This is a genomic window from Vibrio brasiliensis LMG 20546 (genome assembly GCF_000189255.1).
Classification (GTDB): Bacteria; Pseudomonadota; Gammaproteobacteria; order Enterobacterales; family Vibrionaceae; genus Vibrio; species Vibrio brasiliensis.
On the sequence record NZ_AEVS01000033.1, the window covers coordinates 1 to 206 of the forward strand.

General features: G+C 50.0%; 2 tRNA genes. Both read right to left on the reverse strand.

The window, feature by feature from the left end:
- Positions 1–2 precede the first annotated feature (2 nt).
- Positions 3–78: transfer RNA gene (locus RH46_RS05560), tRNA-Lys, on the reverse strand.
- 2 nt (positions 79–80) lie between these two features.
- Positions 81–156, reverse strand: a tRNA-Glu gene (locus tag RH46_RS05565).
- Positions 157–206: the final 50 nt, after the last annotated feature.

Consider the following 206-nt stretch of genomic DNA (forward strand, 5'->3'; position numbering starts at 1 on the left):
AATGGTGGGTCGTGCAGGATTCGAACCTGCGACCAATTGATTAAAAGTCAACTGCTCTACCAACTGAGCTAACGACCCAATGGTATCCCGTAGGGGAGTCGAACCCCTGTTACCGCCGTGAAAGGGCGGTGTCCTAGGCCTCTAGACGAACGGGACACTAAGTTGAACATCTTGGGGGATGTTCTTTCTCTTAAACTACATAAACC